The sequence below is a fragment of the Mycolicibacterium xanthum genome, from assembly GCF_019710635.1.
GTDB lineage: Bacteria > Actinomycetota > Actinomycetes > Mycobacteriales > Mycobacteriaceae > Mycobacterium > Mycobacterium xanthum.
The window spans coordinates 83,574-107,467 of sequence record NZ_JAIFZS010000001.1 but is presented as its reverse complement, the minus strand read 5'-3'; the positions used below and the strand labels follow the sequence as shown (position 1 = coordinate 107,467).

Genomic DNA, 23,894 nt, shown 5'->3' with positions numbered 1-23,894 from the left:
AGGCGAATCAACCGGCACTGAGCCGGAGGCGAATCAACCGGCAGCGAGCCGCAGACGAATCCACCGCACCGAGCCGGAGGGCGAATCAACCGCTACGGAGCCGGCGGCGGGTGCGGTAACGCGCCATCCGCAGGGTCAGCGCCGTGGTGGCCCGCGTCGACCGGGTGAACGGCGGCGCCGCGCGTCCGGTGATCGTGAACGGAAGGTCGCTGCCCACCACGGTGCGGTAGTGACTGAACGCGTCGAAGCCGGCCTTGCCGTGGTAGGCGCCCATCCCACTGCGGCCGACCCCGCCGAACGGCGCCGCCGACGGAATCATCTGGGCGGCGAAGTCGTTTCGCGCCACCCCGCCGCTGCGGGTGCGCCGCACGAAGGATCGGAAATCCGCGTCGTCGGGCCCGAACCAGTACGCCACCAGCGGCGCCGGGCGCGCGTTGACGTACTCCACGACGTCGTCGAGGCTTTCATACGGGCGCACCGTCAACACGGGTCCGAAGGTCTCCTCCGATGCCAGGGCCATGGTGTCGTCCACGCCGCGCACCAGCGTGGGCGCGATCTTACGGCTGACCGGGTCGGGCAGTACCTCACCCGGCGGTGCCACCGGCTCGACCGCCGCCCCCTTGCTCCGCGCGTCCTCGATCAGGCCGACGACCCGGTCGAAGTTCGCCCGGTTCACCGACGAGCAGTAGTCGTCGTTGGCCACGATCGACGGAAACATCGAAGTCCAGGTGCGGCGGGCGGCGTCCGCGAACACCTCGGCCCGATCGGACGGCACGAAGACGTAGTCCGGGCAGACGCAGACCTGCCCGCCATTGATCATGCGGCCCTGCGCGATTCGCTCCGCGGCTCGGGCGACGTCTGCCCCCGGGGCGACCACCACCGGGTTCTTCCCACCGAGTTCCAGGGTCACCGGCACCAGGTTGGCGGCTGCCGCCCGCTGGACCAGCGCGCCGACGGCGGGCGAACCGGTGAAGAACAGGTGGTCGAACGGCAATGCGGCGAACTCCGCGGCGACCTCGGCATCACCGGTCACCACGTGCAGTTCGGCCGGGTCGAAGTGGTCGGGCGCCAGGCCGGCCATCAGCGCGGCGGTCCGCGGGGTGATCTCGGACATCTTGATCATCACCCGGTTGCCGGCCGCGAACGCCGCGGCCGCCGGCAGCACCACCAGGTTGAGCGGGAAGTTCCACGGCCCGATGATGCCGACCATACCGAGCGGCGACGGCTCGACCTCGGCGCGCAGACCGAACATCCGCGCCCCACGCATCAGTTTGGCCGAGCGCATCCACTGCGGCACATGGGATCTGGTGTGCTCGATCACCGAGATCATGCCCATGATCTCGGTGAACAACGAGCCCGCCCGCGGCCTGGTGCCGAAGTCGGCGGCCATCGCGTCGACGAAGGCGTCGGCGTTGTCGAGCACGAGCGCCAGCAGCCGGTCGATGCGGTTGCGGCGCAGCGCCGCCGTCGGCGGCCCGTCGGCGGCGTAGGCGGCCCGTTGCCGCTCGAGAATGGCCGACATCGGTTCCTGCTGACGGTCGATCGCGCTGTCGGGCAGCACTGCCATCTGAATCCTCCACCTGGGCAACCCTCCGGTAAGGCTAACGGTAACACCAACCAGGCCTGTACACGGTTTACTGTAAGAGTTACAGTAACTCCCTGGGGCGGGCCGTCCGCCCGATACCGACGGGAGGCCACACGTGGAGACGCCGGTACAGGACGTCGCGATGGACGAACCCATCGACCTGCGCGACCCCTACCCCATGTTCGCGCGGCGCCGCGCCGAGGGTGGGGTGTTCCGCGGGTCGGTGATGGACTGGAGCAGAACCCCGGATTCACTGCGTCCCGAGAACCTCTACGCGGCGGTGTCGTTCGATGCGGTGAACCGGGTGTTCCGGGACGGCAACGCATTCAACTCGCACATCTACGACTCCACCATCGGTCTGTTCATCGGTCCGACCATCCTGGCGATGGAGGGCAAACCCCACTGGCAGCACCGCAACCTGGTGTCCGCGGCGTTCAAGTCCCGCTCGCTGGCCCGGTGGGAGCCCGAGATCGTCCGCCCGGTGGTGACCGGCCTGATCGACGAGTTCGTCGACCGCGGCGAAGCGGATCTGGTGCGCGACTTCACCTTCGAGTTCCCCACCCGCGTCATAACCCGCCTGCTCGGGCTCCCCGAGGAGGACCTGCCGTGGTTCCGCAGGCGCGCGGTGGAGCTGATCAGCTATGCGGTGAACTACAAGCGCGCATTCGAGGCGTCCGCCGCGCTGAAGGAATACTTCCTGACCCAGATCGAGCAGCGGCGCTCGGCGCCAACCGAGGACATCATCGGGGATCTGGTATCCGCCGAGGTCGACGGGGAGAGGCTCACCGACGAGGCGATCTACTCGTTCCTGCGACTGCTGCTACCGGCCGGGCTGGAGACCACCTACCGATCCTCGGGCAATCTGCTCTACCTGCTCCTCACCCACCGCGATCAGTTCGACGCGGTGGTGGCTGACCGTGAGCTGATCGGCCCGGCGATCGAGGAGGGCCTGCGCTACGAGACGCCACTGACCACGGTGCAGCGCTACGCGAGCGAGGACACCGAGGTCGAAGGGGTGCCGATCCCGGCGGGATCGGTGATCGACGTGTGCATCGGCTCGGCCAACCGCGACGAGCACCGCTGGGAACGCTCCGAGCAGTTCGACATCTTCCGAAAGCGGGTGCCGCACATCTCGTTCGCCGCCGGCGAGCACACCTGCATGGGGCTGCACCTGGCCCGGATGGAGACCCGCGTGGCCACCGAGTGCCTGCTCGACCGGCTCACCGACATCCGGCTGCACACCGATGACGACCCGCACATCCACGGCCAGCCGTTCCGATCGCCGACCGTGCTGCCGGTGACGTTCGCCCCTTCGGCGGAATAACATTCCCGGCCGTTGACACGGCGGAATCACAGCCCTGGCTTCGCCCTGGCGACAGACCGCTTCAGTGCGTGCGGCGCTCCCGGCGGGCGATGGTCTTGGTCTCCAGATACTGTGCGAACCCTTCCAGGCCGCACTGCCGGCCCACGCCGCTGCTCTTGTAGCCTCCGAACGGGGCGTCGGCACCGTAGAACATCCCGCCGTTGACACCGAACGACCCGGTGCGCACCCGCCGCGCGATGTCCATGCCGCGCTCCGCCGATCTCGACATCACCGCCCCGGCAAGGCCGAACGGGCTGTCGTTGGCGATGGCGACGGCCTCGTCATCGTCGTCGAACGGCAGCAGCACCAGCACGGGGCCGAACACTTCCTGTTGGGCGATAGCCGCTCTGTTGTCGACCCCGATGACGACGGTGGGCGCGATGAAGTGCCCGCCGCGCAGATGGTCGGGCAGGTTCTCCACCGGGCCTCCCCCGGCGGTGATCTCGGCACCGTCGTGGCGTGCCCCGGCGATCGCGTCGAGCACCCGCCGCTGCTGGGCAGCGCTGATGACCGGGCCCACGAAGGTGCCCGGGTCGGCCGGATCACCCACCGGCACAGCCTGATACGCCATGGTGATGTCGGCGACCGCCTGATCGTAGAGCGAGCGGTGGACGAGCATCCGGCTGGTCGCCGCGCAGGCCTGACCGGCGTGCACGCAGACCCCGACCGCGGTCGGCACGATGACCGCAGGATTGGCATCGTCGAGCACGATCGCCGCGGACTTCCCGCCCAGCTCGAGGAACATCCGCTTCATCGTCTCGGCACCACTGCGCATCAACGACTTGCCCACCGCGGTCGAGCCGGTGAACGACACCAGGTCCACCCGTGGGTCGGTCCCCAGCAGGGCAGCGACCTCGTTGGACGGCGTGGTGATCACGTTGAGCACACCAGGTGGGAAGTCCGTGCGTTCGGCGACCAGCCGCCCGATCCGGGTGGCGTTCCACGGCGTGTGCGGGTCCGGCTTGAGCACCACGGTGTTTCCGGCCGCCAGCGCCGGCCCGAGCTTGTTGAGCACGACCTCGATCGGGAAGTTCGACGGGGTCACCGCCGCGGCGACACCGACCGGCTCCTTGACCACCATCCGCACGTTGCGCTCGCCGAACAGGCCGCCACCCTCGAGCACGCGCTCCCACTCGAAGGTGTCGATCAGCTGTGCCGGGTAGTTCAGCGATTCGGCCAGCGGCCAGTCCAGCTGTGCCGAATCGGTGGTCATCACCGGACAACCCACTTCGGCGACGAGTTCGGTTCGCAGTTCGTCCTTCTCGTCCTCCAGCGCGTCCTGCAACTGTTCCAGACAGCGTTTGCGCAGCGCCCGGTTCGTCGACCAGTCGCTGCCGTCGAATGCGCGTCGCGCCGCGGCGACGGCCCGCTCCATGTCGTGTGCGTCCGCGGCCGCGGTCACCCCGAGCACGGCACCGGTGGCCGGGCTGAGGTTGTCGAACTCCGCACCCGACCGGGCCTCGACGAGTTCACCGTCGATCAGCATCCGCCGCTCGGCACCCTGCGCAGCGCGCCGGCCCAGATCGACGCTGGTCTCGGTGCGCCGATCCGCTTCGGCGGTGACGTCGCTCACCTGGCACCCCCTGACGAGGAAATCGCGATCGGATTCTCGGACGGTCAACGGTAAACATTACAGTAGTGCAACTCCGGTAGACTTCCCCGCGAATCTGTCGTTGGACGTCGTCGGAAGGTGTTGTTGACGTGATCAAGGTGATGGAGGGCGTGCGCGTCCTCGAGGTGGCTCAGTTCACGTTCGTGCCCGCTGCGGGCGCGATCCTCGCCGACTGGGGAGCCGACGTCATCAAGGTCGAGCACCCCGTGCGCGGGGACACCCAGCGCGGCTTCATCAACATGGGCGGCTTCCAGCTCGACCCGAACCGGCACCCGCTGATGGAGCACCCCAACCGCGGCAAGCGCAGCGTCGGCATCGACGTCTCCACCCCCGAGGGTCAGGAGGTGCTCTACGAGATCGCCAAGACCGCCGACGTCTTCCTGACCAACTACATGCCCCAGGTGCGGCAGAAGAACAAGTTCGACATCGAGCACATCCGCGCGGTCAACCCAGACATCATCTACGCCCGGGGCAGCGCCTACGGCGACAAGGGTCCCGAGCGCCTTGTCGGCGGCTTCGACGGGACCGCGTTCTGGACGCGCAGCGGCGTCGGCCACGCACTGACCCCCGAGGAGATCGGGGGGGCTCTGCCGCAGGGCATTCCGGCGTTCGGCGACTCGATCGGTGGCATGAACATCGCGGGCGGCATCTCCGCGGCGCTGTTCCACCGGGAGCGCACCGGCGAGGCCGTCGAGCTCGACGTGTCGCTGCTGAGCACCGCGTGGTGGGCGGCCGGCGCCAGCGTGACACAGGGCATGGAGACCGGCGAGACCATGCGTTCACTGATGCCCGGCACCACCACGTCGGTCAACCCGTTCATGGCCAACTACCAGACCTCCGACGGCGGCACCATCAACCTGTGCATCGTCAGCCCGACCGGCTACATCCGGGACACATTCGAGCACCTCGGGCTGCCCGAACTGGCCGACGACCCGCGGTTCAGCGAGGTCATGCCGTTGATCCAGAATGCCGAAGCCGGTGTGGAACTCATCGCCGCGGCGATCGCCGGCAAGCCGTTCGAGTACTGGCGCCAGCACCTCAAGACGATGAGGGGCCAGTGGGCGCCGTTCCAGAGCCTCGTCGACCTCACGACCGACGAGCAGGCCATCGCCAACGACATGATCGTCGAGGTGGAGGGATCCGACGGCAAGCCGTTCAAGGTGGTCCGCGGTCCGGTGCAGTTCAACCACGAGCCGCTGGAGACCACCCGCGCGCCGCAGGCCTCCGAGCACACCGAGCTGGTGCTGATGGAGATCGGCCTGGACTGGGACCGCATCGAAGAGCTCAAGGACAGCGGCGCCATCGCCTGACTTCGCCGAAATGGCATTCCGGCAGCGAAATGTCGAGTAGAGCCCTGCCGGAATGCCATTTCGGCAGAGATCAGGCCTTGTCGACCCGCACCGGCACCCCGGTCAGCCAGGCCATCCCGGACAGCCCCTCCACGTCGGCGGGATCGCTCGAGGTCAGCTGGTTGACGTTGGCGCCGCCGGCCCGATTGGCCACCCGCCAGCCGCCGGTGCCTTTGTGCCCCCAGCCGTGCGGCAGCGCGATGACGCCGGGCACGATGTCCTTGGTGACCCCGACCGGCACGGTGATCTGTCCGTAGGGCGAACTCACCCGCACCTGGCCGCCGTCGCTGATGTCCAGCTCGGCGGCGTCGTCGGCGTTCATCAGCCCCTTATGGATACACTCGCCGCGCATCAACAGCGGAGCGTTGTGCATCCACGAGTTCTCCGAGCGCGTCTCGCGCATCCCGACCATCCGCAACGGATAGTCCGCGGGGTGTTCGCGGCGCGACAGCGTTTTGATCTCGTCGGCGATGTCGTCGTGGCGCAACCGGATTCGGCGCTGCCGGTAGCCGATCGCGTCGCGCAGCACGCCGGTGGGGACGTGCGGGTCGATCACCGTTCCGTGCGGATGCTCGCCGGTGAGCCGGTCGAACGTCAGACCGCGACGGCGCAGCCCGAACCGGTCACCGCCGGCGCACATCCGGATGATCCCGTCGGCCAGCATCCGCGGCGTGAAGTGCACGCCCACCCGCCCGAGCAGCCGGTTCGCGCCGCTCAGCACCGAGAACACCGGTGAGCGGCCCGACAGCCGGCGCATCAGCTCCCCGACGATCTGCCACTCCGGGCGGGCCTGCCCGACCGGGGCGACGACCGCCTCGGTGGCCTGCCGGAACGGGGTGGCCTGGAACGGCTGGAAGGTCAGCGGGAAGTCTTCGCGCTCGTACATCGTGGTGACGGGCAGGATGTAGTCGCAGTGCGACGTCGTCTCGGTGACGTAGAAGTCCAGCGCCACCGACAGTTCCAGCGAGTCCAGCGCCGACTCCAGCTCGTCTCCGTTGGGTACCGACAGCACCGGGTTGCCCGCGCTGACGAACAGCGCCCGGATCTGGCGCCGGCCCGGGGTGAGGATCTCCTTGGCCATCAGCGCGGCCGGCTCGGAGCCGATGGTCGAGCGGAACCCGCCGATCCGGGATCGCCTGCGCCGGTAGGTGCGTCGCAGCAGCGCGCCCACGGCGACGTTCACCCAGTGCTCACCCGGCAAGCCCAGGCTGTTGAACACCGATCCGCCCGGAACGTCGAGGTTGCCCGCGGCCAGGTTGACCACGTCGATCAGGTAGGACGTCAGGGTTCCGTGGCGGCCCACGCAGGTGCCCAGCCGGCCGTAGACCGCCGCGCGCGGGGTGGTGGCCAGGTCGCGGGCCAGGCCGCGCACGACGTCGGGGTCCACCCCGGTGTGCGCCTCGGTGGCCTCCGGGGTGAACGGCGCCACCTGCGCACGCAGCCAGTCCAGCCCGTCGGCATGTGCGGCGACGGCGGCCTCGTCGGCCAGTCCCTCGGCGAACAGCACCTGCAGCAGCGACAACAGCAGGTAGGCGTCGGTGTCCGGGACGACGCCGCACCACTCGAACTGGGCGGCCGTCTCGGTCCTGCGCGGGTCGATGACCAGCACCCGCCCGCCGCGTTTGACGATGTCGTGCATGCGGTCCCTGATCCGCGGCGCGGTCAGGAAGCTGCCGTGTGACACGACCGGGTTGGCGCCGATCACCACCAGCAGATCGGTGCGGTTGAGATCCGGGATCGGCACCGATGTAGGTGTCCCGTACAGCAATTGGCTGGCCATCAGCCGGCTGTTGGTGTCCTGCGACGACGCGGTGAACAGGTGCGCGCGCCGTCCGACACCCTTGACGAACGCGAGCACCGACAGCACGTGCGAGTAGCTGAACGCCCCGGGGTTGCCGAAATACCAGCCCAGCGCGTCCGATCCGTGGTTGCGCAGAATCGACGACAGCCGGGCGGCGATGTCGGACATCGCCTCATCCCACGTCACCGGTTCGAATCCGGCCGCGGTGCGGCGCAACGGGGTGGTCACCCGATCGGGATCGTTGATCACCTCGGTGAACGCGATGCCCTTCTGACAGGCGAAGCCCGCCGACAGCGGGTGGTCCTTGTCCGGCCGCAGCGCGACCAGCCGGCCGTCCTCGACGGTGGCGACCATGCCGCACAACGGCTCGCAGATCCGGCAGAACGTCTTCTTCTGCTCGGCGCCGTTCGTGGTCCCCGGGCTCTGCGCTGAAGCTTCGGCCATGAAACCCACCCTTTCCCCGATCCCCTACCGAGATAGTGTGAATCCGGTGCGCTGGATTGTCGATGGGATGAACGTGATCGGCTCGCGCCCCGACGGGTGGTGGCACGATCGCCACCGCGCGATGGCCACCCTGGTCGAGCGTCTCGAGCAGTGGGCGCTGCGCGAGGACGCGCACGTGACGGTGGTCTTCGAGCGCCCGCCGTCGCCGCCGATCACCTCGACCGTCGTCACCGTCGCGCATGCACCCGCAGCGGCGCCGAACTCCGCGGACGACGAGATCGTCCGGATGATCACCGCCGATCCCCACCCCGGGCAGATCCGGGTGGCCACCTCCGACCGTGCCCTGTCCGAGCGGGTGCGATCGGCGCACGCGACGGTGTTCCCGGCCGAACGGCTGCGCGACCTCATCGACCCGCGCTGATGCTCATCGCGCGATCCGCACCGGCACATGGGACCAGCCGGCCACGTTCTGCATGCTCACCCGGCGGCAGCCGTCCCACCGGACCTCGTAGCGCGGCATCATCTCGAGCAGCTTCTCCAGTGCGATGGCGCTCTCCATCCGGGCCAGTGCGGCGCCGAGGCAACTGTGGATGCCGTAGCCGAAGCCGAGGTTCTGCGCCTCGGCACGGTCGCGGTTGATGTCGAACACGTCGGGCGCGGTCCAGGCGTCCGGATCGCGGTTGGCCGACGCACCGAGCAGGAACACCGGCGCACCCGCCGGGATCGTCACGCCGTGCAGGGTCACCTCGCGGTTCGACCGCCGCACGTTGTACTGCACCGGCGCGTCATAGCGCAGCAGCTCCTCGATCGCGGCGGGGATCATCGTGCGATCGTCGAGCAGCTGCTGCCACTGTTCGGGGTGACGTGCGAACGTCACCACCGCGCCGCCCACCAGCTTGGTGACCGTCTCGGCGCCCGCACCACCGAGAAGCGTCGCGAATCCGGCGATTTCGGAATCCCGCAACCGCTCGGTGGATCCGTCCTCGCGCGGCACCTCCGCGGCGATCAGCGCACTGATCATGTCGTCGCGCGGTTGGTTTCGGCGCTCCTGGATGAGCTGGTAGTACATCAGCCACATCTCGGTCATCGCCTGCATACCCGGTTCGGACATCTCGATCTGACCGGGTTCGCGATGCAGCGACTCGTCGATCCACAGCCGCACCTGCTGACGCATGTCGGGTGGCACGCCGAGCATCCGGCTGATCACGTCCACCGGGAAATACACTGAGAAGTCGTGCACGACGTCGAACTCGTCGTCGCCGACAGCGGTCAGGAACTGCTCGACGGTGTCGGCGACCATCCCGCGCAGCGCGCCGATCGCGCGCGGAGTGAACACCTTGTTGACCAGGCTGCGCATCACCCGGTGCTCCGGCGGGTCGATCGAGATGATCATCTTGGCCGGCGCCTTCTGCCCGGTTCGCACCATCGCCAGATCGACCCCGTAGGCCGACGAGTAGGTGGCGAAGTCCTTCAGCCCGGCGGCGACGTCGGCATGCCGGCTCAGCGCGTAGAAATCGTGTTCGGTGCTGTAGTAGACGGGAGCGTGCGCACGCAGCCGTGGGTAGATCGCGTGCGGATCGTCGTAGAACTCCGCAGAGAACGGATCGAAGACGATCTCGTCGTCGACGACGGCCACGACTTGCCTCCTGAAAGCCATCCGGTTGTACTTTCGATAAGTCCCACCATATCCTGCGACCCACCGCCGCCGAGCACAAGCGAGGACCCGGAGTGACCGACGCCTACTACGAACTCGTCGACCCCGACGATCCCCTCGGCGAACGGTTCGCCGCCTCCAGCCACGTGATCAGCACCTGGGGCTCGGCGATGCAGAACGCCGCGCCGGTATCGGCGCTGCTGGTGCGCGCGGCCGAACGCTGCGCCGCACGCGACGACACCCGGATCAGCCGGGTGATCGTCGACCTGCTCGGGCCGGTACCGGTTTCCGATCGACTGTGGGTGCGCGCCCGTGTCGCTCGCCCGGGAACGCAGATCGAGTTGGTCGGTGCCGAGATGCTCGCCCCCGGCCCCGACGGCACACCACGTCCGGTCGCCACCGCGACGGCCTGGCGGTTCCGCCGCATCGACGCCGACGAGCTGCCCGACACCCCGACCGCCCCGATGCGCCCGGTGCGCGACGGCCGGCGGCGACTGCCCGACGAATCGGCCGAACAGACCTATATCCAGAGCCTGGACTGGCGCTGGCTCAACGACATCCTCCACAGCGTGCAGGCCGAGTGCTGGGCCCGCCCGCTGGTCGACCTGGTCGCCGGAGAGCCGATGACACCGGTCCAGCGCCTGTTCGCCGTCGCCGACATCGCCAACGGCATGGGCAGCCGACTCGACCCGGCCGGGTGGACGTTCCTCAACACCGACCTCGCGGTGCACATCCACCGGCCACCCGACGGTGACTGGATCGGGGTGCGCGCCCAAAACCACTACGGCCGTGACGGAGTCGGCGTCTCGACCGGGACGCTGTTCGACGAGCACGGCCCGGTCGCGGCGATCCAACAGGCCCAGCTGGTCCGGCGCGCGCCGCGTCCGACCGGGCCCCGACCGGACTGAGGCAACGACATGAACGACAGGCCGGCCCCGGCACCGCAGCGCGAACGCGCGCTGGACCTCTACCGGTCTGCGGCGGTGGTGATCGTCGTCATCGGGCACTGGCTGCTGTCGGTTATGACCTACCGCGACGGCGCGTTCGGCCGGGACAACCCCCTGGTGCTGATGCCGTGGACACAGTGGATCACCTGGTTCTTCCAGGTGGTCCCGGTGTTCTTCGCGGTGGCCGGCTATGCCGGCGCAGTGTCCTGGACCCGCCGCGACGCCGAGGGCCGGTCCTCACGCCAGGACCGGATCCGGCACCGGGTGACGCGCACGCTGGGACCGACCGCGGTGTATGCGGTGTTCGTACTCACCGTTTTGGGCGTGCTGGTGCTGGCCGGCATCGAGGGGCAGGTGTTGGAGCTGGGCGGCTGGGCGGTCGCGATGCACCTGTGGTTCCTGGGCGTCTACCTGATGGTGGTCGCGCTGACACCGATCGCACTGGCCGCGCACCGGCGCTTCGGGCTCGCGGTGCCCGCGGTACTGGGGGCGGGCGTCGTCGTGGTGGACGTGGTGGGCATCGCCACTGGGTTCGCCGAGATCCGGATGCTCAACTACCTGTTCTGTTGGGCGGCGATCTACCAACTCGGGATCGCCTGGCACGGCGGGCTGCTGGGCAGGCGGCTGCTGCTGACGATGGCCGCCGTCGGCGCCGCGGCGCTGCCCGTGCTGGTGACCTGGGGCCCCTATCCGGTCGCGATGATCGGGGTTCCCGGTGTCCAGGTGGAGAACAGCGCTCCGCCGTCGGTGGCTCTGCTCGCGCTGGCGCTGGTACAGATCGGGGTGCTGTTCGCGATCGTGCCCGCGGTGAACCGGGTGCTCGCGCGCGGGGTGTGGCCGCGGGTGGTCTCGGTGGCCAACGACAACGTGATGGCGCTGTACCTGTGGCACATGCTGCCCGTCATCGTCGTGACGCTGGTCGGGTATCCGACCGGGTTGTTGCCGCAGCCCTCGATGGGGTCGGGAGCGTGGTGGCTGGCCCGCCTGGAGTGGGAAGTGGTGCTGATGGTGGTGGCCGCGGCATTGTTGAGCCTGCTGTTCTGGCAGCGCCGGGTGTTCGCCGCTCCGCTGCCGACGTTCACCGTGCCGGTGCCGCCGGTTCTTGCCGAGACGCTGCTGTACGTCGGAACGGCGTCCTGCGCGCTGGCGCTCGGGCTGGTCTCGGCCAACGGATTCGCCCCGGGCGGACGGTTCCCGGTGACCGCGGCCGTGCTGTTCGGCGTCGGCGCGGTCCTGGTGACCGTCCGCCCGCGCCTTCCGGCCGCCACTGACTGACCCGCTGCCGTCTTCGGGTATGTCAGGCCCCCGGCCGGCACGCGGACCTTGTGCCCTGCGGATCGGGGCGCTCGACCCCGGCCACCGACCGGGGCCGGCGCCAACGTCGTCGACCGTGAACACACAATCCCGGTGGAACCTTCTGGGAGATGCCGACGCTCGCGGCCGTGCAAGGCCCCTCTGTGCGGCGGCCGACCGTGCGGCTCGTCTCGTAGCATGCCTGCTAGCATGCATGCATGACTCAGGTGACATGGCGTGCTCCCGACGAGCTTGTCGAGCGGATACGCCAGGTGGCATCACGACATGGCTGCAGCGTGAACGAGTACCTCACCCGATTGGCTCAGGCTGCGACGGACCCCGCATTCGCCGGGGATGATGTCGACCGGCTCCGTGAGCGCCTCGCGCTGGCCGGGCTGCTGGCCGAACCCGGGCGCCGGCGCTCCCGGCCGGATCGCGCTGCCGTGGCACGTGCGCGGAAAGCCGCCGGGCAGGGCACCCCGTTGTCCGACCTCGTCGTACGTGAAAGAGGTTGAGCGCCGGCGTTTTTGCCGACTCTTCCGCGCTGGTCAAGCTCTACGCCGACGAGCAGGATGCGGACGGTGTCAGAACGCTGTCGCCTCTGCTGGTAAGTCAGCTGGCCCGAGTCGAGGTGCCCGCGGCGCTGTGGCGCAAGCATCGCGCCGATGAAATCGCCGCATCACACGTCGCGATCCTCGTTGCCGAATTCGAAGCGGACTACTTCGGCGACATCGGAACACCGCCACGATTCTCTGTCATCGCGGTCACTGCCGGGCTCATCGATGCTGCCGCCCACCTGGTGGGTGTTCACGGGCTTCGAGCATTCGATGCAGTTCAGCTCGCGAGTGCGCTGGCAGTCGCCGACGCGGTGCCTGACGGTGTCCAATTCCTCGCGTTCGACCGTGCGCTCAACACCGCCGCCGCAGCGGAAGGATTGACCGCCCCGCAGATTCCCCCACCGCAGCCTTTACCGTAAGATTTACGGTTGGTTCGTCGTCGGTGATCGGACCGGACGGCGGTGTGACCCGAAAGGACCTTCCACCATGCACGACGTCGCGATCATCGGTGTGGGCCTGCACCCGTTCGGCAGGTTCGAGGGCAAGACGGCGATGCAGATGGGCGTGGACGCCATCACCGCCGCCGTCGCCGATGCCGGGGTGAGTTGGACCGACATCCAGTTCGGCGTCGGCGGCAGCTGGACGGTCGCCAACCCGGACGCCATCGTCGGCATGGTCGGCCTGTCCGGCATCCCGTTCACCAACGTGTTCAACGCGTGCGCCACCGCGGCCAGCGCCACCAAGGCGTGTGCGGACGGAATCCGGTTGGGTGACTACGACATCGGCATCGCCGTCGGCATGGACAAGCATCCCCGCGGGGCGTTCACCGAGGATCCCGGTCTGGTCGGGATGCCGAGTTGGTACGCCGAGAACGGCCAGTACCTGACCACCCAGTTCTTCGGCATGAAGGCCAACCGGTACCTGCACGAGCACGGCATCAGCCACCAGACCCTGGCCAGGGTGGTGACGAAGAACCTGCGCAACGGTGCATTGAACCCGAATGCGTTCCGGCGCAAGCCGATGAGCGAGGAGGCCGTTCTCGACTCGCCGATGCTGAACTACCCGTTGACGCAGTACATGTTCTGCTCGCCGGACGAGGGCGCCGCGGCGGTGGTGATGTGCCGCGCCGACCTGGCCCACCGTTACACCGACAAGCCCGTGTTCGTGCGCGCGGTGGAGGTGCGCACCCGCAGATACGGTGCCTACGAGGTCAACACGACGTTCGCACCGGTCGATGAGGACGTCTCTCCCACCGTCTACGCGTCGCGGGCGGCGTTCGAGAAGGCCGGTGTCGAGCCGTCGGACGTCGATGTGATCCAGCTGCAGGACACCGACGCCGGCGCCGAGATCATCCACATGGCCGAGGCCGGCTTCTGCGCCGACGGCGACCAGGAGAAGCTGATCGCCGACGGAGCCACCGAGATCGGCGGGTCGATGCCGGTCAACACCGACGGCGGGCTGCTGGCCAACGGCGAACCGATCGGCGCCTCCGGGCTGCGGCAGGTCCACGAGATCGTCCGGCAACTGCGTGGTCAGGCCGGCGATCGGCAGATCCCCGGCGAGCCGAAGGTGGGCTTCGCCCAGCTCTACGGTGCGCCGGGGACCGCGGGCGCCACGGTCCTCACCACCTAGCGATTTCGGTGTAGTTCGTCACCTTCCGCGTGACGAACTACACCGAAATCGCTACCTCTTGGCGGGTGAGTAGCTGGGCTTGCCCAGACCGAGCACGTACTGGGCGATCATGTTGCGGAACACCTCCAGGGTTCCGCCGTAGATGCCGACCAGCGGAGCGAATCGGTAGACGTACTCCGTGGCCCCGTCGTCGGCGGCTCCGTCGGCGCCCACCGGCAGCGCGGACGCGGCGCCGAGCAGGTCCATCAGGTCCGGAGAGATGTCACGCATGGTCTGCGCGATCGCGACCCGGCCGAAGATGTTCGGCGCCGACAGCGACGCCTCCAGCCGTGCGACGCTGCGACCCAGCCGGTAGGCGACCGAACCGTCATCGATGAGCCTGCGCCCGTTGGGATCCGGGATCGTCGACCGTTCCGCGGCCTTGTCCACCGCGGTCGCCATGAAGCCGGCCTGGTGCATCATGATCGCCACGTCCTGCAGACCGTCGTCGGCGGAGTCGACCGCTCCGTGTTCGGCGTTGAGGGGTTCGCGCACCACCGTCCATCCGTCGTTGACCTCGCCCAACCGGTATCGGTCGTCGACCCGCACGTCGCTGTAGTACACGATGTTGGTGCGGTCACCGTCCACCGTGCGAATGCCCTGGATCTCCACGCCCGGCGAATCGAGCGGGACCAGGAACATGGTCAGGCTCTTGTGTTTCCGGGCGGTCGGATCGGTGTTGGTGATCAGGAAGACGTACTGGCAGTTGTGCGCGCCGGTGGTGAACATCTTCGAGCCATTGATCACCCAGCCGTCGCCGTCCCGCACCGCGCGGGTCTTGCAGGTGGCGACGTCGGAGCCGCCCTCGGGCTCGGTGTAGCCCAGGCACAACCGGACGTGGCCGCTGTACACCCCCGGCAGCACCTCGTCGCGCAGCTCCGGGCTGGCGAACTTCTCCACCGACCGGGCGATCATCGCCGTGGTTCCCGACGTCACCCACGGCACGTGGGCGCGGCGTTTTTCCAGCTCCCAGATCCGGCGCTGCACCCGGGTGAACGCCTGTGCGGAGCCGGGCCTCCACTCGCGCTCGAGGTATCCGGCCGCGCCCAGCGCGAGATGCACGCCCTCGTCGAAGTTGTCACCGGTCTCCCGGTCACGTTGAATCACCTCGTCGGTCACCAACTCGCCGAGGAAGCCACGCACCTCGTCGAGGAACTTCTGGTCGTCGTCGGACAGTTCGACCCGGGAGAAGTCCATGGCTCAGCTCCGTCCTTCCCGCGCGGCGACGAGTTCGGCGATGTGTGTGGCGGTCGCCCCCGGGTCACCGCCGGCGATCGCCCACCCCCGCGCGCGCACCAGGTAGGCGGTGGCGGCGGCCTCTGCAGATACACCCAGCCCGCCCTGCACGTGCACGGCCATGGTCGCCGCCCGCGCCGCCTCCTCGGCCATGAACACGAACACCGACGGCGCCAGCTCGGGCCGCTCGTCGGGTTCGTTGTCCAGGAACCACGCCGCCCGCCGGGCCAGGTTTCGCCCGCCCTGCACGGTGATCGCGATGTTGGCCAGCGGGTGCGAGATGGCCTGGAGCGTGGAGATCGGCACGCCGAGGGTATAACGCGTCTTGGCGAACTCGGCCGCGATGGTCATCGTCTCCTCGACGAGGCCGACCAGGGCCGCGCCGGTGAGCAATCGCCATTCATCCAGTGCCCGTTGGTATTCGGCGAGCGCACCCGGACCCTCGGCCAGCACGGTACGGGTGTCGGCGCCGGCCGGGTCGACCCACGCCATCGGGAGCTTGCCGATGTTGTCCACCCGCGCGGGCCTGGTGGCGAACGTCAGCTCGACCACCTGGTCGCCGTCGCGGACGATCACCTGGTCTGCGATGGATCCGGCGGGGATGAGCCGTGCGCCCGACGACGCCATGCCCTGTTGCGGATCGAGCGCGACGACCTTGGTCCCGTTGACCACATCCGGCTCGATTCCACCGAGGCGGGCTAGCAGTCGCGCGGCGCACACATGGTCGATCCACGGAACGGGAGCCAGGGACCGGCCGATCTCCTCGGCCACCAGCGTGAGATCGACCAGCGTCGCGCCGTCGCCGCCGGCCGACTCCGGCAGAGCCATCGTGGTGGCGCCCATCGCGCACAGGCGTTCCCACAGGTTCTTGTCGAACCCGGACTCCTCGGCGGCCCGCACCGTCTCGATCGAACAGTGGGTCGAGAAGAAGTCCCGGCAGGCCGCCTGCAGGGCCTGGTGGTCCTCGGACAGGCTGTAGTCGAGCCTGCGTAGTTCATACCGGTCCATCAGAGGGCTGATCCTTTCTGCTGCCGGCCGCCGCCGAAGAAGAACTCGTCCGCGTTGTTGTAGAGGTAGTTGTCCAGCATGTCGACGGGCAGATCCAGGGCCTGCGCCTCGGGAACGACCCGGCTCTGCCGTAGCACCGGCCAGTCAGACGCGAAGATGATCTTGTTCTTGCCGCGGGTGCGCATGTAGTGCAGCAGGCTCTCGGGCAGTCGCTTGGGTGACCACGCCGACGTCATCAGCCGCAGGTTGGCGTACTTGATCATCAGCCGGATCGCGACGTCCCACCACGGGTCGGCGCCGTGGATCATGCACAGCTTGAGCTCGGGGAACCGCACGCACACCCGGTCGAGGTGGATCGGGTTCTGCACCTCGCCGGGTATCGGCGGGCCGGGCAGGCCGGTGTTGACGCACAGCGGCAGTTCCAGTTCGGCGCACTTGGCGTACAGCGGGTAGTACACGGCGTCGCTGGGCGGGTACATACCGTCACCCCAGAAGCTCGGTCCGACAACGGCATACGTGACGGGCAGGTCGACGCTCAGCGCGGCCAGCTCGCGCAGCGCCGGCACCGGCCGCAGCAGGTTGATCCCGCCCATCGCCAGCGAGAACCGGTCCGGCCGCGCGGCGACGAACTTGCGCGCGGTGACCGACGGCTTGGCCAGGTTGTCCATCAGGATCGCGCGCGCCACCCCGTGTTCGTCCATCTCGTCGAGCAGGGCGGGCAGTTCGACCGGGTCGTAGAGCGACCGCGGACCCTTGAAGTAGTCGTCGCGCACCTTGAGCATGAACTCGGGCTGCTTGGCGGTCTCGCCGAAATGGACGTTGACCAGACAATCAATCACCCCGGGGCGCTGGGTCGCGGTCATGACCGGCTCTCCGCCGGGCTCCGCGTCGCCCGGGTCTTCGCCCAGCGGTAGTCGGCCTTGCCGTTGCCGAGCCGGCGGACCTTGTCGACGACGATGAACTCCTTGGGCGCCTTGAACCGCGCCAGCTCCTCGGTACACGCGGCGTGCAGGGCGTCGGCCGTCACCTCCGCACCGTGCTGCAGTTCGACCAGCGCCACCAGTTCCTGGCCCCACCGGTCGCTGTCGCGCCCGACGACCAGCGCGTCGGCGACACCGGGGTACGCACGCAGCACGGCCTCGACCTCCTCCACGAACACCTTCTCACCACCGGTGTTGACCACCAGCGAGTCCCGCCCGAACAGCCGCAACGTGCCGTCGGCCTCGAGTGCGGCCCGGTCCCCGGAGACCACCACCCGCTCACCGTCGATGACCGGGAAGGTGGTGCGGGTGGCCTCGGCATCGTCGAAGTAACCCAACGGGATCCGGCCCCGGCGCACCACCCAGCCGACCTCGGGCTCGCCGGGCGTGACGAACCTCGTCATGTCCGCGGACAACACGGTTCCACCTTCGCGCAGGTCGAAGGTGTCGCGGTGCGACCCGCGCTGGTTGTGTCCGAAACCCATGTTCCCGGTCTCCGAGGACCCGTAGCCGTTGATGATCGTCAGCTGCGGCAACTTCTCCAACAGCGCGCCGACGTGTTTGGGATTGGTTGCCGCGCCGCCCGTTCCGATCGCATACAGCGAGGACAGGTCGTAGTCCGCACGGTGCAGCTCCTCGATCAGCGGGGCGGCGTAGGCGTCGCCGACCATCGTCATCAGGCCGACCTTCTCCCGCTCGGCGGTCTGCCACACGAGCTGCGGATCGAGCCGGCCCCGGTCGTCGTAGAGCACCACCGGCAGGCCCGCCAGCGCCCCGGAGAACACCGTCCACAGCCCGGCGGCGTGCATCAGCGGCGACACCGCGAACCACGGCGCACCCTGGTTGCGGGCCACCTTGTCATGGATGTCGGCGGCCGAGTCGTGGTCGGCGCCCACCATCGACGAGACGTAGGTGTCGCTTTGCCGCCACAGCACGCCCTTGGGGCGGCCGGTGGTGCCGCCGGTGCAGTACATGATCAGGTCGTCCGGCGATCCGACGATCCGCCGCTCGGGATCGCCTTGTGCCACTGCGTCATCCAGATCCACCGATCCCGGCAGCGGGGCGGCGCCGCTGCCGTCGTCGACCGCGATGAGCAGCTCCGCGCCCTCGGGCGGCAACACGTCGGCGAACTTCGCACCGAGTGCGCGGTGGTAGACGACCGCGCGCGGTTTGACGTAGTCGAGCAGGTCGGCGACTTCGTGCGGCGTGTAGTGGTGGTTGACGTTGACCGGGACGGTGCGTGCCTTCAGGCAGCCCAGCACCAGCTCCGGGTAGCGGTCGTTGTACATGATCAGGGCGATGCGGTCCTGCCCGCACTCCCAGTTCTGCAGCTCGTCGCGTTCCCGGTGCACGCCGAAGCCACGGTCGGCCAGGAAGTTGGCGAACCGGCGGGTGCGCTGCGCCATCTCCGCGTAGGTGGTGCGGCGATCACCGCACACCGTCATCGTGCGATCTCCGACCGCGTCGGCGATGGCGTCGACGACGTCGCCGATGGTCCACTCCGGCATAGGTGTCCTCCCGGCGCTACGCGGTGACCAGGGAGTCCACCCCGAGCAGGTGCAGTGCGTTGTCACGCATGACCTTTCGGGTGTCCTCGGCGCTGAACTCCGGGAACTGCGGGATGTCGGCGGTGAACGTCATCGGATCGGCCAGGCCCTCGCCGTGCGGCCAGTCCGAGCCGAACAGGATCTTGTCCACGCCGATGGTCTCGGCGAGCAGCTTGACGTCGTCCTCGTAGTACGGCGCGATCCAGACGTTGTTCCTCAGCTGCTCGACGGGGTCGGCCCTGTAGTGATACGGCGCGGTGTTGGCGGATTTCTTCAACCGCTTGATCAGGCGGTAGACGAAGTAGGAACCGTTCTCGATGCTGGCCACCTTCAGCGTGGGATGACGGGTGAACACCTGGTGGACGATCATCGAGGCCATCGCGTCGTGGATGGCCCGGTCGTCGAGCAGCACCTGGTCGAGCGGGTCCTTCTTGCCGAACCCCTCGAACGTCGCCTTGCCGCCCCACAGTGCGGCGATCGCAAGGTAGCCGCTGTCGGAGAGATGGAAGACCACCGGGACACCGGCTTCGGCCAGTCGCGCCCACACCGGATCGTGCACGGGGTCGCCCAGGGACCGCGGTTTGACCACACCCGGCACCGGCGCCGGGCGCACACACACGATCTTGGCGCCGCGGCCGAGCACGAACTCGACCTCCTCGACCGCCTTGTCGGGGTCGGCGAGCGAGACGATCGGCGCCGACAGGATCCGGTGGTCCGGGCGGTCGAAGCCCCAATCCTCGTCCAGCCACAGGTTGAAGGCGTGCACCGAGGCCATGGTCGCCTCGACGTCGTGCTTGAGCGCCTCCTCGACGCCGCAGGCGAACGTCGGCAACATGAACACGGTCTCGAGGTTCTGCGTGTCGAGGATCTTCACCCGGGCGTCGCGGTTCTGGTACTCGGGGTGGTCGGCGAGCCGGTCCACCTTCATCAGCGACGCCGGATCCACGCCCTCGGGAATCTCGCCGCGGAACAGCAGATCCAGACAGCCCGGCTCGATGATCGGGTCGAACGTGGGATTGGGGATGAAGTGGTTGACCGTCTCCCCCATCACGGCCAGGGTGCGCTTGCCGTCCTGGACCATCTGGACGCCGCGGCGTTTGAACTGCTTGGGCAGATGCCGGGTGAACGAATCCAGCGGCTCGTAGTAGTGGTTGTCGACATCGACGGCCCGGTAGTCCAGCGGCTGGACTTCGGTCATGGCATGTCCTCCGGTTTCATGGGCGGAAAGCTGGGTTGCCGCTTCTCGAAGAAGGCGGTGATGCCCTCGATGAAGTCGGGCCGCAGCATCGACTCGTGCATCAGTTTCTCTGCCTGCGCGCTGGTGTCCGCCAGGTTTCGCGGAGTCTGGCCGTCCTGGTCGTAAACCTGCCTCTTGATCACCGCCAGCGCGCTGGGAGCGCAGTTGCGCGCGATGTCCTCGGCGTAGGCCAGCGCCCGCTCGATCAGCTGCTCCGGCGCGACGACCTCCTTCACCAGACCGAGTTCGTGGGCCTCTTCGGCATAGAAGGTCCGCCCACTCAGCAGCAGGTCCAGCGCGGCGCCCCAGCCCACCACCCGCGGCAGAATCCACGAGATTCCGTACTCGGCGATCAGACCCCGCCGGGCGAAGGCGGTGGTGAACTTGGCGCCGGCGGCGGCGAACCGCACGTCGCACATCAGGGCCTGGGTCAGGCCGATCCCGGCGCACGCGCCGTTGATCGCGGCGATGACCGGCTTGCGCAGCCGGGTGACGAAGTGCGGGTGACGTTCCCCGACGAGCTGTGTGACATCGGTGTCTGAAAGACCTCTTCCCCGGTCGCTTCGCTCCTGCCCGCCGCCGGCCGACTCGACGGCCCCGCCGATCGTGTCCAGGTCACCCATGTCCGCGCCGGCGCAGAACGCCCGGCCGGTGCCGGTGAGCAGGATGACGCGGACGTCCGGGTCGGCCTCGGCCCGGTCGATGCACCGGTAGAACGCACCCGCGAGCCCACCGCCCCAGGCGTTCATCCGGTCGGGCCGGTTCAGCGTCAGCACCGCGACGCCGCTGTCGTGCTTCCGGTACAGAACCGCGCTGTCAGCCCCGGCGGCGACAGGTTCCGCGGCGCGTTCCACAGCGCTCACCCTGCGGACCTCCCAAGCTCGATAGATGCTCATACTGTACACCTATCGGTAGCGCCTTCCGCAATGCCGGCGGACCCCTAGCCGTCGACCAGGCCGAGGTTCTTGTAAGCCGCCCGGATCTGCGTTTCGGCCGGTTCGGGCAGTACCGCCTGAGGCGGTCTGGAGTGCGGAAAAGCGCCGATCGGCAGGCCCAGCACCGAGGCCGCGAACTTGAACGCTCCACCCCAGTGGGTGAAGTAGTCGGCCCGTGCGGGATAGCAGGTGAACCACGAACCCAACTCGAGCTCGAAGCGATCCATCCCGCACTCCCGCGCGTAGTCCATCGCCTCGATCAGCCGGTCGGTGGCGATCAGCTGCCAGTACTCGGAAAGTATTGGGCGCTCGGGGGTTTCGTAGAGATAGCCGACGGTCCCCAGTTGGGCGGGACACACGATGCCGTCGCGCAGCCAGCCGGCCCGGTAGACGGTCTTGTCGCACTCCCAGATGGTCAGGCCGGGGGCCAGCTCGTGCAGTCGGCGGCTCGCGGACGGCCGGAAAGCACCCTCCTTGGTCGCGCACACCGCGTCGATCTCGGCATAGATGCGCGCCCCCTCGGCCGGGGTCAGCACGTATCCCGACGACGGCGAGTTGAACATGCCCAGCGCGATGTCGGTGCGGTCGGCGATGTAGCGGAAGAACCGCAGCACCCCCTCCCCGCCGTGGGCCTCCATCATCGGCGTCTGGATGTAGACGATGTCCGCACCCGCCTGCTGCGCGTGCCGGGTGAGCTCCAGGCAGTCCCTGGCCGACATCGCCGCGGTGCAGGCCTGCACCACCAGGTCCGGATTGGCTGCCCGGCCCTCCTCGATGGCGACCTCCAGCAACCGCTTTCGCTCGTCGAGGGTCAGCGACCAGAACTCGCCGACACCGCTGGTGCACCACAGCATCGGATGGTGCAGCTCGGCCACGCAGTGACGCACCAGCGCCCGGTAGGCGTCCCAGTCGATGTCGTCGCCGTCGCGCCCGCAGAACGGGGTGTAGAGGGAATCTCCGATGCCGCGCAGGGCTTCTCGCGCCCATTCCCGGGCGTCCGCCGCTGCCGTCATCACGCACTCCTTCGTATCGGAGGGATGTCAGGTGAAGTCGCTACCGCCGTCGACGTTGACGTTCGCACCCGTCATGTACGAGTTGCGCCGCGAGGCCAGGAACGCCGCCACCGGTCCGATCTCGTCGGGCAGGCCGGCTCGCGGCAGGTGCGCGGGGTGCCCGAAGTGTTCGTCGATGGCCGACATCAGCGCATACGGATCGGTGCCGTCGACGCCGACGGACTCGGCCCAACCGATCAGCGCCTCGGAGGCGATGCTGCCGGGAGAGACCACGTTCACCATGATCTCGTCGGGGGCCAGCAAAAGGGAGAGGTTCTTCGAGATGCTGTTGACCATCGACTTGGCCGCCGTGTAGGCGGGCAGCATGACACTCTGCCGCTGGGTCGAATGCGCCGAGAAGTTCACGATGCGGGCCCAATCCGCGTTGCGCAGCAAGGGCAGTGCCGCGCGCACGCAACGCACCATGCCCATCGCGCCGTCGTCGACCGCCGCCAGCCACTGGTCGTCGGTGAGTTGCTCGAACGTGCCTGCGGCGCCGGGGCCGACGGTGTTGATCAACACGTTGAGCTTGCCGTCCCAGCGTTCGGCTACCCCGGCGAACAACTCGTCCACCTGCGCCGGGTCACCGGTGTCGGCGACCAGCGCGACGGCCTCGGGACTGCCGCACTCGGTCAGCGCGATGGCCGATTCCTCCAGCACATCCCGGGACCGCCCGACGATCGCCACCCGCGCCCCGTCCTGGGCCAGGCAGCGTGCTGTGGCCAGTCCCATGCCGCGGCCGCCGCCGACGACGACGGCGGTCGCATCGGCGAAGCCCAGGTCCATCCGAGTACGCCCGGACCGTCAGGTCCCCGTCCAGTTCGGCTTGCGCTTCTCGGCGAAGGCGGTCGCGCCCTCCATCGCATCCTTGGATGTGAAGACGGGCATCACCAGTTCGCCCTGCTTCTTCCACATCTCGGCTTCGGTCCAGTCGGCGGACTTGGTCATGACCTCCTTGGTCGCCGCGACGGCCAGCGGCCCGTTGGCGGTGATGCGCTCGGCCAGGGCCAGCGCGCCGGCCAGCGCCTCGCCGGGTTCGGTCAGCACGTTGACGAAACCCCACGCCGAGGCTTCCTCGGCGGTGAAGCTGTCGCCGGTCAGTGCCAACTCCAGCGCCTTCTGGTACGGGATCCGCTTCTGCAGCCGCAGCAGGCCGCCGCCGGCCGCGACCAGGCCGCGTTTGACCTCGGGGATGCCGAACTTCGCGTTCTTGGCCGCCACGATCAGATCGGTGGCGAGCACGATCTCGGTTCCGCCGGCCAGCGCGTAGCCTTCGACGGCCGCGATGACGGGCTTACGCGGCGGGCGCTCGGTGAACCCGATGCCACGCCCCTCGATGGCCGGAACCTCACCGGCCATGAACGCCTTGAGGTCCATGCCTGCGCAGAAGTTTCCGCCCGCGCCCGTGATGATCGCGACCGACAACTCCGGCGAGTCGTCGAGTTCGTCCATCGCGTCGGCGAGTCCCTGCGCGACCGCGAAATTGAACGCGTTGCGCGCTTCGGGTCGGTTGATCGTGATGATCAGGGCCCGCCCCTGCCGTTCCCGGAGAACCTCGTCTGACACTGCGCCCCTTTCACCTGCCGCCCAAGACCATTCGGGTGGATGTCGTCGGCTAACGCT

At 68.6% G+C, this 23,894-nt stretch carries 21 protein-coding genes; 8 read left to right on the top strand and 13 right to left on the bottom strand.

Annotated features, from left to right (window positions below; translation table 11 throughout):
- Positions 1 to 85: 85 nt before the first annotated feature.
- The gene (locus JDV09_RS00455; protein ID WP_255604619.1) at positions 86 to 1,567 is read right to left on the bottom strand and encodes a coniferyl aldehyde dehydrogenase; all 1,482 of its coding nucleotides are present in this window, start codon (positions 1,565 to 1,567) and stop codon (positions 86 to 88) included.
- 133 nt (positions 1,568 to 1,700) lie between these two features.
- Here JDV09_RS00455 and JDV09_RS00450 point away from each other — a divergent pair, with 133 nt between their 5' ends.
- Positions 1,701 to 2,909, top strand: a complete 1,209-nt coding sequence (locus JDV09_RS00450) for a cytochrome P450 (protein ID WP_221367138.1) — start codon at positions 1,701 to 1,703, stop codon at positions 2,907 to 2,909.
- A gap of 61 nt (positions 2,910 to 2,970) precedes the next feature.
- Here JDV09_RS00450 and JDV09_RS00445 read toward each other — a convergent pair whose 3' ends face one another.
- Complete coding sequence (locus JDV09_RS00445; RefSeq protein WP_221367452.1) at positions 2,971 to 4,434, bottom strand: aldehyde dehydrogenase family protein; 1,464 nt, start codon at positions 4,432 to 4,434, stop codon at positions 2,971 to 2,973.
- A 227-nt stretch (positions 4,435 to 4,661) separates the two neighbouring features.
- On the opposite strand from JDV09_RS00445, the gene JDV09_RS00440 reads away from it, so the two are divergent.
- Positions 4,662 to 5,870, top strand: coding sequence for a CaiB/BaiF CoA transferase family protein (locus JDV09_RS00440; protein ID WP_221367451.1), 1,209 nt, complete (start codon positions 4,662 to 4,664; stop codon positions 5,868 to 5,870).
- Between the two features lie 70 nt (positions 5,871 to 5,940).
- On the opposite strand, the gene JDV09_RS00435 is transcribed toward JDV09_RS00440, so the two are convergent.
- Complete coding sequence (locus JDV09_RS00435) at positions 5,941 to 8,154, bottom strand: molybdopterin-containing oxidoreductase family protein (RefSeq protein WP_221367137.1); 2,214 nt, start codon at positions 8,152 to 8,154, stop codon at positions 5,941 to 5,943.
- 46 nt (positions 8,155 to 8,200) lie between these two features.
- On the opposite strand from JDV09_RS00435, the gene JDV09_RS00430 reads away from it, so the two are divergent.
- A complete protein-coding gene (locus JDV09_RS00430; RefSeq protein WP_221367450.1) occupies positions 8,201 to 8,575 on the top strand; it encodes an NYN domain-containing protein in 375 nt (124 codons plus the stop codon).
- Between the two features lie 3 nt (positions 8,576 to 8,578).
- Here JDV09_RS00430 and JDV09_RS00425 read toward each other — a convergent pair whose 3' ends face one another.
- The gene (locus JDV09_RS00425; protein WP_221367136.1) at positions 8,579 to 9,811 is read right to left on the bottom strand and encodes a cytochrome P450; all 1,233 of its coding nucleotides are present in this window, start codon (positions 9,809 to 9,811) and stop codon (positions 8,579 to 8,581) included.
- A 71-nt stretch (positions 9,812 to 9,882) separates the two neighbouring features.
- Here JDV09_RS00425 and JDV09_RS00420 point away from each other — a divergent pair, with 71 nt between their 5' ends.
- The 5 genes from JDV09_RS00420 (at position 9,883) to JDV09_RS00400 (ending at position 14,237) form a co-directional block, all read left to right on the top strand.
- Positions 9,883 to 10,716, top strand: a complete 834-nt coding sequence (locus JDV09_RS00420; RefSeq protein ID WP_221367135.1) for a thioesterase family protein — start codon at positions 9,883 to 9,885, stop codon at positions 10,714 to 10,716.
- Between the two features lie 9 nt (positions 10,717 to 10,725).
- Positions 10,726 to 12,030 carry an acyltransferase family protein gene (locus tag JDV09_RS00415; RefSeq protein WP_221367134.1) on the top strand — a complete coding sequence of 435 codons (1,305 nt, stop codon included), beginning with the start codon at positions 10,726 to 10,728 and terminating at the stop codon, positions 12,028 to 12,030.
- A 236-nt stretch (positions 12,031 to 12,266) separates the two neighbouring features.
- On the top strand, positions 12,267 to 12,563 hold the full coding sequence (locus JDV09_RS00410; protein WP_221367133.1) for an Arc family DNA-binding protein: 297 nt from the start codon (positions 12,267 to 12,269) through the stop codon (positions 12,561 to 12,563).
- Complete coding sequence (locus JDV09_RS00405) at positions 12,560 to 13,024, top strand: type II toxin-antitoxin system VapC family toxin (protein WP_221367132.1); 465 nt, start codon at positions 12,560 to 12,562, stop codon at positions 13,022 to 13,024. The genes JDV09_RS00410 and JDV09_RS00405 overlap by 4 nt, the downstream gene beginning before the upstream one ends.
- 67 nt (positions 13,025 to 13,091) lie before the next feature.
- A complete protein-coding gene (locus JDV09_RS00400; protein WP_221367131.1) occupies positions 13,092 to 14,237 on the top strand; it encodes a thiolase family protein in 1,146 nt (381 codons plus the stop codon).
- Positions 14,238 to 14,288: 51 nt separating this feature from the next.
- Here the strand turns inward: JDV09_RS00400 and JDV09_RS00395 are convergent, their stop codons facing one another.
- The 9 genes from JDV09_RS00395 to JDV09_RS00355 all read right to left on the bottom strand — a co-directional run bounded on the left by JDV09_RS00395 (position 14,289) and on the right by JDV09_RS00355 (position 23,837).
- Positions 14,289 to 15,473 (bottom strand): acyl-CoA dehydrogenase family protein, encoded by a 1,185-nt coding sequence (locus JDV09_RS00395; RefSeq protein ID WP_221367130.1) that lies wholly within the window; start codon positions 15,471 to 15,473, stop codon positions 14,289 to 14,291.
- Between the two features lie 3 nt (positions 15,474 to 15,476).
- A complete protein-coding gene (locus JDV09_RS00390; protein WP_221367129.1) occupies positions 15,477 to 16,520 on the bottom strand; it encodes an acyl-CoA dehydrogenase family protein in 1,044 nt (347 codons plus the stop codon).
- Entirely contained in the window at positions 16,520 to 17,383 is an 864-nt protein-coding gene (locus JDV09_RS00385; RefSeq protein WP_221367128.1) for an amidohydrolase family protein, read from the bottom strand. The genes JDV09_RS00390 and JDV09_RS00385 overlap by 1 nt, the downstream gene beginning before the upstream one ends.
- Entirely contained in the window at positions 17,380 to 19,008 is a 1,629-nt protein-coding gene (locus JDV09_RS00380; RefSeq protein WP_221367127.1) for an acyl-CoA synthetase, read from the bottom strand. The genes JDV09_RS00385 and JDV09_RS00380 overlap by 4 nt, the downstream gene beginning before the upstream one ends.
- A gap of 16 nt (positions 19,009 to 19,024) precedes the next feature.
- Positions 19,025 to 20,245, bottom strand: a complete 1,221-nt coding sequence (locus JDV09_RS00375) for an amidohydrolase family protein (RefSeq protein ID WP_221367126.1) — start codon at positions 20,243 to 20,245, stop codon at positions 19,025 to 19,027.
- Positions 20,242 to 21,147, bottom strand: coding sequence for an enoyl-CoA hydratase (locus JDV09_RS00370; protein ID WP_308123960.1), 906 nt, complete (start codon positions 21,145 to 21,147; stop codon positions 20,242 to 20,244). The genes JDV09_RS00375 and JDV09_RS00370 overlap by 4 nt, the downstream gene beginning before the upstream one ends.
- Before the next feature lie 77 nt (positions 21,148 to 21,224).
- Entirely contained in the window at positions 21,225 to 22,232 is a 1,008-nt protein-coding gene (locus tag JDV09_RS00365; protein ID WP_221367124.1) for a dihydrodipicolinate synthase family protein, read from the bottom strand.
- Between the two features lie 27 nt (positions 22,233 to 22,259).
- Positions 22,260 to 23,057, bottom strand: a complete 798-nt coding sequence (locus tag JDV09_RS00360; protein WP_221367123.1) for an SDR family NAD(P)-dependent oxidoreductase — start codon at positions 23,055 to 23,057, stop codon at positions 22,260 to 22,262.
- An 18-nt stretch (positions 23,058 to 23,075) separates the two neighbouring features.
- Positions 23,076 to 23,837 carry a crotonase/enoyl-CoA hydratase family protein gene (locus JDV09_RS00355; protein WP_221367122.1) on the bottom strand — a complete coding sequence of 254 codons (762 nt, stop codon included), beginning with the start codon at positions 23,835 to 23,837 and terminating at the stop codon, positions 23,076 to 23,078.
- Between the last annotated feature and the right edge of the window lie 57 nt (positions 23,838 to 23,894).